The sequence below is a fragment of the Streptomyces albidochromogenes genome (genome assembly GCF_005981925.1).
Classification (GTDB): Bacteria; Actinomycetota; Actinomycetes; order Streptomycetales; family Streptomycetaceae; genus Streptomyces; species Streptomyces albidochromogenes.
In genome coordinates this window covers 1-9127 of the sequence record NZ_VBVX01000269.1, presented here as the reverse complement: position 1 = coordinate 9127, position 9127 = coordinate 1, and the positions used below count along the sequence as shown (strand labels likewise).

7 protein-coding genes are annotated in these 9127 nt (G+C 70.3%); 3 read left to right on the top strand and 4 right to left on the bottom strand.

Translation table 11 applies throughout. The features are described from left to right. The first annotated feature begins 191 nt into the window (after positions 1-191). Positions 192-464, top strand: a complete 273-nt coding sequence (locus tag E2E34_RS26765; RefSeq protein ID WP_138904484.1) for a DUF1876 domain-containing protein — start codon at positions 192-194, stop codon at positions 462-464. A gap of 146 nt (positions 465-610) precedes the next feature. Here the strand turns inward: E2E34_RS26765 and argS are convergent, their stop codons facing one another. Further along, entirely contained in the window at positions 611-2380 is a 1770-nt protein-coding gene (argS, locus tag E2E34_RS26760) for an arginine--tRNA ligase (RefSeq protein ID WP_138904483.1), read from the bottom strand. A gap of 199 nt (positions 2381-2579) precedes the next feature. Between argS and lysS the strand changes: the two genes are divergently transcribed. Then, a complete protein-coding gene (gene lysS / locus E2E34_RS26755) occupies positions 2580-4349 on the top strand; it encodes a lysine--tRNA ligase (RefSeq protein WP_138904482.1) in 1770 nt (589 codons plus the stop codon). Between the two features lie 106 nt (positions 4350-4455). Here the strand turns inward: lysS and E2E34_RS26750 are convergent, their stop codons facing one another. The 3 genes from E2E34_RS26750 to E2E34_RS26740 form a co-directional block, all read right to left on the bottom strand. Then, positions 4456-5850, bottom strand: a complete 1395-nt coding sequence (locus tag E2E34_RS26750) for a DUF2637 domain-containing protein (RefSeq protein WP_138904481.1) — start codon at positions 5848-5850, stop codon at positions 4456-4458. Positions 5851-6030: 180 nt separating this feature from the next. Beyond that, positions 6031-6738 (bottom strand): DUF3558 domain-containing protein, encoded by a 708-nt coding sequence (locus tag E2E34_RS26745; protein ID WP_138904480.1) that lies wholly within the window; start codon positions 6736-6738, stop codon positions 6031-6033. A gap of 82 nt (positions 6739-6820) precedes the next feature. Next, positions 6821-7723 (bottom strand): DUF3558 domain-containing protein, encoded by a 903-nt coding sequence (locus E2E34_RS26740; protein ID WP_138904479.1) that lies wholly within the window; start codon positions 7721-7723, stop codon positions 6821-6823. Between the two features lie 160 nt (positions 7724-7883). Here E2E34_RS26740 and E2E34_RS26735 point away from each other — a divergent pair, with 160 nt between their 5' ends. Continuing rightward, entirely contained in the window at positions 7884-9077 is a 1194-nt protein-coding gene (locus E2E34_RS26735; protein WP_138904478.1) for an RtcB family protein, read from the top strand. The last annotated feature ends 50 nt before the right edge of the window (positions 9078-9127 follow it).

Here is a 9127-nt window from a genome sequence, read left to right as displayed (position 1 = left end):
CTCCTGGAGCGAGGTGGAGTGGGTGTGGGTGGGGCGTTCCTGCGGTCCCTCGATCCTTGTCGGGCACTGACGGGGCGACAAGTACCGACTAATAAGTCGGGTACTCACCCTTCGGTAAGTGGGGAGTGGTGATCAGCGGCCCGGCGGCGCACCCTGGAAGGAGGACAGGGGCACAGCTGGAGGTGAGCAGCATGCACACACTCGTCGGTTGGCACGTCGAGATGGAGTTCCAGGAGGAGGACGGGAGGACCAGGGCGGCTGCCATGGTGCGGCTCGGCGACGGCGTTGAGCTGCGGGCCCATGGGTACGCCAAACGGCACCCGACCGATGCCGAGCAGCTGCGGGTCGGTGAGGAGATCGCGGGCGCGCGTGCGCTGATGGACCTCGCGTCGCAGCTTCTGGGGAAGGCGCACGGGGAGATCGACGAGGCCGCGGGGCGGCCGTCGTATCCGCTGACGTCGTGACGGAACGGGGCCGGAGACGGCGCTGCCCCCCACCGGAGCCCGGTGGGGGGCAGCGCCGTAACGCGTCAGCCGTGATCGGCATCAGCCGCGATCGGCGTCAGGCGTGATCAGAGGCGCACGGGCGTATCGGAGGCGCTCGGGCGTGATCAGAGGCGCTCGGGCGTCCGGATGCCGAGCAGTGCCATGCCCTGGTGAAGGGTGCGGGCGGTCAGGTCGCAGAGGAACAGGCGGTTCTCGGCGACGTCGGGCGCGGGCTCGGGCTTGATGACCGGGCACTGGTCGTAGAACGTCGTGTAGAGCGACGCGAGCTGGTACAGGTACGCCGTCAGCTTGTGCGGCTCGTACGCCGCGGCGACCTCGGCCAGCGTCTCCGCGAACTGGTCCAGGTGCAGGCCCAGCGCGCGCTCCGCCGGGGCCAGTTCGAGCTCCGGGTGGGCGGCCAACTTGCGGTCGCCCGCGTTGCGGAGGATCGACTGGATACGGGCGTACGCGTACTGGAGGTAGACGGACGTGTCGCCGTTCAGCGACACCATCTGGTCCAGGTCGAACTTGTAGTCGCGGGACGCGGAGGTGGACAGGTCGGCGTACTTCACCGCGCCGATGCCGACGTACCGGCCGTTCCCGACGATCTCCTGCTCGGTCAGGCCCACCTTGTCGGCCTTGGAGCGCACCACGGCCGTGGCGCGGTCGACCGCCTCGTCCAGCAGGTCCACCAGCCGGACCGTCTCGCCCTCGCGGGTCTTGAACGGCTTGCCGTCCTTGCCGAGGACCGTGCCGAACGCGAGCTGCACGGCGTGCACGTCCTCGTTCAGCCAGCCGGCCCGGCGGGCGGTCTCGAAGACCATCTTGAAGTGGAGCGACTGGCGGGCGTCCACGACGTACACGAGCGTGCTCGCGCCCAGGTTGGTGACGCGGTCGCGGATCGCGGAGAGGTCGGTGGCGGCGTAGCCGTAGCCGCCGTTCGACTTCTTCACGATCAGGGGCGACGGCTTGCCGTCCGGGCCCTTCACGTCGTCGAAGAAGACGCAGAGCGCGCCGTCGGACCGGACGGCCACGCCCGTGTCCTCCAGGATCTGGCACGTCTCTTCGAGCATGGCGTTGTAGCCGGACTCGCCGACCACGTCCGGGTCGTTGATCTCCATGTCGAGCTTGTCGAAGACCGAGTAGAAGTAGATCTTCGACTCGTCGACGAACCGCTGCCACAGTGCGAGGGTCTCCGGGTCACCCGCCTGGAGGGCGACGACGCGGTCCCGCGAGCGCGCCTTGAAGTCCTCGTCGGAGTCGAAGAGGACGCGCGACGCCTTGTAGAGGCGGTTGAGGGACGACATCGCCGCCTCGCCCTCCTCCGGGCCGCCGTGCTGGTGGTCCAGCTCGTGCGGGTGCTCGGTGAGGTACTGGATGAGCATGCCGAACTGGGTGCCCCAGTCGCCGATGTGGTGGCGGCGTACGACCTTCTCGCCCGTGAATTCGAGGATCTCGACCATCGCGGCGCCGATAACGGCGGACCGGAGGTGGCCGACGTGCATCTCCTTGGCCACGTTCGGCTGCGCGTAGTCGATGACGGTGGTGCCCGGCCGCTCGGCCACCGGTACGCCGAGACGGGCGTCGGCGGCGCGGGCGGCGAGCGTGTCGATGATCGCCCGGTCGGTGACCGTGATGTTCAGGAAGCCGGGGCCCGAGACCTCGATCTCCTTGATCACGTCACCGGCGGGGAGTTCGGCGACGACGGTCGTGGCCAGCTCGCGCGGGTTGGCCTTGGCCTTCTTCGCGAGGGCCAGAATGCCGTTCGCCTGGAAGTCGGCCCGGTCGCTTCGTCGCAGCAGCGGGTCGGCGGCGCCGGCCTCCGGCAGGGCGGCCGAGAGGGCGTCCGCGACGCGCTGGTTGACGGTCGAGGCGAGGGAATGGACCGAGGCCATGAGCTGCCGTTCCTGTTGAGAGGAAAGTTGAAGGTGCAGCCGAGTATTTCATGGGGGGTGTGCGGCCGTCGTCTCGTATAAAGGCAGCAGCGCCTGAAGGCAGCAGCGCCCGGGATACCGGCGGCAGCCCCGGATGCCGGTGGTTCGTCTGGGAGAATGGCTGGCGTCAGCCAGCGAGAGCTATTGAGGGAAAGAGGACGTGCCGATCGTGGCTCAGAGCAGCACAGAGACCGACTGGGTCTCCCGGTTCGCGGACGAGGTCATCGCCGAGTCGGAGCGACGTGCCCCTGGGGCGAAACACGATGGTGCTGCCTCCCCGGTGGTCGTCGTCGCGTCCGGCCTCTCGCCGTCCGGCCCGATCCACCTGGGCAACCTGCGTGAGGTCATGACCCCGCACCTGGTCGCGGACGAGATCCGGCGGCGCGGGTACGAGGTCCGCCACCTCATCTCCTGGGACGACTACGACCGGTACCGCAAGGTGCCGGCCGGTGTCCCGGGGGTCGACGAGTCCTGGGCCGAGCACATCGGCAAGCCGCTGACGTCGGTGCCCGCGCCGGCCGGGTCGGCGTACCCGAACTGGGCCGAGCACTTCAAGGCCGCCATGACGCAGGCGCTCGACGAGCTGGGTGTCGAGTACGACGGCATCAGCCAGACCGAGCAGTACACGGCCGGTGCCTACCGCGAGCAGATCCTGCACGCGATGAGGCACCGGGCCGACATCGACGCCGTCCTCGACCGGTACCGGACGAAGAAGGACCCCAAGCAGCAGGTCAAGAAGCAGCAGGGGCAGAAGCCGGTCGACGAGGCCGAGCTGGAAGCGGCCGAGGGGTCCGGGGCGGCGTCCGAGGACGACGGCAGCGGCGGCGGCGCGGGGTACTTCCCGTACAAGCCGTACTGCACTGCCTGCGGCAAGGACCTCACCACGGTGACGGCGTACGACGACGACACCACCGCGCTGGCGTACACCTGCGTCTGCGGGCACTCCGAGACCGTGCTGCTGAGCGAGTTCAACGGCGGCAAGCTGGTCTGGAAGGTCGACTGGCCGATGCGCTGGGCGTACGAAGGCGTGGTCTTCGAGCCGAGCGGTGTCGACCACTCGTCGCCCGGGTCGTCGTTCGTGGTCGGCGGCCAGATCGTGCGCGAGGTGTTCGGCGGGGTGCAGCCGATCGGGCCGATGTACGCCTTCGTCGGCATCAGCGGGATGGCGAAGATGTCCAGCAGCAAGGGCGGCGTGCCCACGCCCGGCGACGCGCTGAAGATCATGGAGGCGCCGCTGCTGAGGTGGCTGTACGCGCGCCGGCGGCCCAACCAGTCCTTCAAGATCGCCTTCGACCAGGAGATCCAGCGGCTGTACGACGAGTGGGACTCGCTGGAGAAGAAGGTCGCCGACGGCACGGTACTGCCCGCCGACGCGGCGGCCCACTCGCGGGCGATCCGGACGGCCGCCGGTGAGCTGCCGCGTACGCCGCGCCCGCTGCCGTACCGGACGCTCGCGTCGGTGGCGGACATCACGGCCGGGCACGAGGACCAGGCGCTGCGGATCCTGACCGAACTGGACCCGCAGAACCCGGTGACGTCGCTGGACGAGGTGCGGCCGCGCTTCGACCGCGCCGAGAACTGGATCACCACGCAGGTGCCGGCCGAGCAGCGCACGGTCGTGCGCGCCGAGCCGGACACGGAGATCCTGGGCTCGCTGGACGACGCCGGGCGGGAGTCGCTGCGGCTGCTGCTCGACGGGCTGGACTCGCACTGGTCGCTGGACGGGCTCACGACGCTCGTCTACGGCGTGCCGAAGGTGATGGCGGGGCTGGAGCCGGACGCGAAGCCGACGCCGGAGCTGAAGGTCGCGCAGCGGTCGTTCTTCGCGCTGCTCTACCAGCTGCTGGTCGGGCGGGACACGGGTCCGCGTCTGCCCACGCTGCTGCTCGCGGTGGGCGCGGAGCGCGTGAGGAAGCTGCTGGGGGCGTAACTCCGCCCCTCGGCGCGTGTGCGTCGTACGAAGGGCCGCCACACCCGGTTCGGTTTTCCGGGGTGGCGGCCCTTTCACGTGTGACGGCGGACGGGAGCCTGCGGCGTTAGGCGATGTGCTCGGCGTCGAGGTCCTGCTGGTAGCGGATCTCGAAGCGCTTGGTGTAGTCGCTCAGTTCGCCCGGGGTCGGGGACTCGGCTCCCAGGTCCTGGAGGTACGAGCCGAACTCGCGGGGGGTCGGGACGCTGTTGTTCTCGCTGATGTACTTGCGGAACGCGCCGTAGTACCACTCCTCGGCCTCGTCCGGCTCCTCGTACTGGGCCTGCGCGTACCGCGCCTGCTGGTACTCCGCCTGCTGCGTCTCCGCCCGCGCTGTCTCCGCCTGCGCGTTGTCCTGCGCCGGGGCCTGCTCCTGCCGCTGGCCCGGGATGCCGCCCAGGGGACGGGTGCGGCCGGGGCCCGACGGGACCATCACCGGGGGCGGCTCCGGGGCCTCGGCGTACTGCGGGTCGTACCCGCCCGCGTACGCCGCCTCCTGCGCGCTCTGCGGAACCTGCGGTGCGGCGAACCAGGGGCTGGAGTGCGAGCCGGGGCCCTGCTCCGGCACCGGCGGGGCGTCCTCGCCGCCCTCGTCGTACTGGTCGTCCGCGTCCGGGGCCTCCCGCGGCCACTCCTCGTCCGGGTACGGCTGCGCCTGCTCCCGGGCCGGCAGCGCCCGGACCTCCTGGGGCTGCGGGGGCTGCTGGTGCTGCGGGAGTTCCTGCGGCCGCGGCTGTGCCTGCGTCGTCTCCGGGACCGGGGGCAGCAGCGCCGGTTCGATGCCGGCCGCCGCCAGGCCCGCCGGGGCGGTGTCGGCGAGCGGGACGCCGTACTTCGCGAGCCGCAGCGGCATCAGCGACTCGACGGGCGCCTTGCGGCGCCAGGAGCGCCCGAAGCGGGCCTGGAGGCGCGCCTGGTAGATCAGGCGGTCCTGCTCCAGCTTGATGACCTGCTCGTAGGAGCGCAGTTCCCACAGCTTCATGCGCCGCCACAGCTTGAACGTCGGCAGCGGCGACAGCAGCCAGCGGGTCAGGCGCACGCCCTCCATGTGCTTGTCGGCCGTGATGTCGGCGATCCGGCCGACCGCGTGCCGGGCCGCCTCCACCGAGACGACGAACAGGACCGGGATGACGGCGTGCATGCCGACGCCCAGCGGGTCCGGCCAGGACGCCGCGCCGTTGAAGGCGATCGTCGCGGCCGTCAGCAGCCACGCCGTCTGGCGGAGCAGGGGGAACGGGATCCGCATCCAGGTCAGGAGGAGGTCGAGCGCCAGCAGGACGCAGATGCCCGCGTCGATACCGATCGGGAAGACCAGCGAGAAGTCCCCGAAGCCCTTCTCCTCGGCGAGCTCGCGCACGGCGGCGTACGAACCGGCGAAACCGATCGCGGCGATCACCACCGCTCCCGCGACGACGACACCGATCAATATGCGGTGCGTGCGTGTCAACTGCATCGCGGCCACCCGCGATCCCCTCCCGTTACGTCGGACTTGGCGGGGGTCAGCCTGGCACATGTGTGCGGGCCGCGTTGCGCGGGTATGGGCGGAGCCCGGCCTCCAAGGGGAAGACCGGGCTCCGCTCTGTGCCGGGGATCAGGTGGTACGTACCGCTTCCTGACCGGCGGGGATCGTCCGCTCCGCGTGCTACTTGTTGGCCGCGGTGACCGAGTCGGCCGCTTCCTTGGCCGCCTTCTGCGCGTCCTTCAGCAGGTCGGCGGCCTTCGGCGACTTCGCGCCCTGGTAGCCGGCGCCGTTGTAGACGACGGTGGCGACGACGTTCTCCGTACGTGTCACGACCGTTGCGTACTTGAAGTCCGCGTCCGTCTTGCGCAGGTCGTACGTGACGGCCGTCGCCTGGTCGCCGACGCCGGAGGCGGGCTTGGCCGTGACCTTCTTCGCACCCTCGGTCGCCTTCGCGGCGTCGACCTGCTTCGCGTAGTACTCCTCGGCGAGCTTGTCGCCGGGGCCGCGGGACGGGTCGGAGTCGTACCGCATGAAGGAGACGGACAGCCAGCGGTACTGCGAGCCGTCGACGCCCTTGCTGTCCAGACCGTTCCAGGCGCAGCCGCCGCGCGCGGAGACGTCGTTCGACTTGTCGGCGGTGCCGGACTTGTCCTTCGCCTCCGGCACCAGCGAGTCGACCGTCTTCTTCTTGACCGACTTGCACGGCTCGGGCAGCTTCGAGAACGCGGCCGGCTTCACGGTCGGCTCGGCCGACACCGAGGGCGTCGGCTTGGCGGACTTCGCGTCCTTGTCGCCTTCGGCGTCCGAGGAGCAGCCGGCGGCGACGAGCATCACCGGGACGGCTGCGCAGGCGAGTATGCGAGAGAGTCGCGGGGCTGATCGGTGCATGGTTCCTTCACTCATGGAGGCTGTTCGGCTGGTGCGCTGATCGGCTGGGCGCCGATCGACCGGGCGCCGGTGGGCGGATCGGCTAGTCGTTGAACTGCTCGGCGAGCCTGCGGGCCACGGCCTGCGTCTTCTCCTGCAGTTCCTTGCTGTCGGGAAGGTCCGCCGTCAGGGCGGGCTGCTCGCTGTACTGGACGGTCACGACGACGTTCGACGTACGGAAGACCACGCTCACGGTACGACGCTGGGCGGTCGACCCGGAGCGCACGAGGGCGTCGTCGAGGAAGGCGGCGTCGCCGAGGTCGGCCAGGATGCGGGGTTCGAGGCCCTCGGGGGGCGTCTGGGTGCCCGCGCCGCCACCGGCGCCGCTGTCCTCGCCGCCGTCGGCGCCACTCGCGTCGCCGCCGGGGGCGGAGGCGGTCGGGTCGGCGTCGGCCTCGCCGGCGGACTTGGAGGCGGCCGCGTCCGGGGAGGCGCTGCCGTCGGGCGAGGCGCCGTCGTCGCCCTCGCCGTTCTCCGGGTCGTCGCTCTCGTCCGGGCTCCGGAAGGGGGCCGGGAGGTCGGCCGCGACCTCCTGCTTCGCGTAGACCTGCTTCGCGCGGTCGTCGTCGCTGACCTCGGAGTCGTACGAGACCACCCGCTCGAAGTCGACGCGGAGGTGGTGGGTGGCGCCGGGGGAGTCGACCTTCCAGCGGCAGCCGACGCGCCGGTCGGTGTCGTACGTGACCGCCGGGGTGCCGTCGTACGCCTTCTCCTGCTGCTCCTCGGGGAGCGTGGTGGCGCCGGGCAGGAGGTCCCGCAGGAGGCCGCGGTCGACGGCGCCGCAGGGCTCACGGAGCGTGCGGTACTTGCCGGGGGCGGCCACGGACGTGTTGGACTCGCCCGCCTTGGCGTCGGTGGTGGAGCTGTCGGTACCGGAGCCGCCGGTGCAGCCGGCGGTGAGCGCCGCGAGGAGCGCGACGCCGGGTACGTACACCTTTCGCTGCACGGTCCTGGCTCCCTTCGATCGGAAATACGGTTGCCGCGCGATGGCGGCCGGTGGACACAATGTGTATCGCACGCACTGGCCGGAACGCCGGTCCGCTGTCTCTTTCGCGGTGGTTGGTGTCAGTTTTGCGTTATCGGTAATTCGGGGGAATTGAGGGGTTATGTCGTATGTAGAGGTACCGGGGGCGAAGGTTCCGATCCGGATGTGGGCCGACCCGGCGACGGTCGAGGGCGGCGCGATGCAGCAGCTCCAGAATGTTGCCACGCTGCCCTGGATCAAGGGCCTCGCCGTAATGCCGGACGTCCACTACGGCAAGGGGGCCACGGTCGGCTCGGTGATCGCGATGCACGGCGCGGTCTGCCCGGCGGCGGTGGGGGTCGACATCGGCTGCGGCATGTCGGCGGTGAAAACATCACTCACGGCGAACGACCTTCCGGGTGATCTCTCGCGGCTCCGGTCGAAGATCGAGCAGGCGATTCCGGTCGGTCGCGGGATGCACGACAGCCCGGTCGACCCGGGACGGCTGCACGGGTTCCCGACGTCGGGGTGGGACGACTTCTGGGGGCGGTTCGACGGGGTGGCCGACCCGGTCAAGTTCCGTCAGGAGCGCGCCACCAAGCAGATGGGCACGCTCGGGTCCGGGAACCACTTCGTCGAGTTCTGTCTCGATACGGACGATCGTGTCTGGCTGATGCTGCATTCCGGCTCCCGGAACATCGGCAAGGAGCTGGCGGAGTACCACATCGGGCAGGCCCAGAAGCTTCCGCACAACCAGGGGCTGGTCGACCGCGACCTGGCGGTCTTCATCGCCGACACCCCGCAGATGGCGGCCTACCGCAACGATCTCTTCTGGGCGCAGGAGTACGCGAAGTACAACCGCGCGATCATGATGGGGATCTTCCAGGACGTGGTCCGGCGCGAGTTCAAGAAGGCCGGGGTGACCTTCGACGCGGTCATCTCCTGCCACCACAACTACGTCAGCGAAGAGCGGTACGACGGCATGGACCTGCTCGTCACCCGCAAGGGAGCGATCCGGGCGGGCTCCGGCGACTTCGGGATCATCCCGGGCTCGATGGGCACCGGCTCGTACATCGTGAAGGGGCTCGGGAACGAGAAGTCGTTCAACTCGGCCTCGCACGGCGCCGGCCGCCGGATGAGCCGCAGCGCGGCCAAGCGGCGCTTCACGGCGCGGGACCTGGAGGACCAGACGCGGGGCGTGGAGTGCCGGAAGGACTCCGGCGTCGTGGACGAGATCCCGGCGGCGTACAAGCCGATCGAGCAGGTCATCGATCAGCAGCGGGACCTCGTCGAGGTCGTCGCGAAGCTGAAGCAGGTCATCTGCGTCAAGGGCTGACAGGCCCCGAGCGCGGAGAGCGGAAGGCCCCGGTTGTGGTTGCTGGGGCC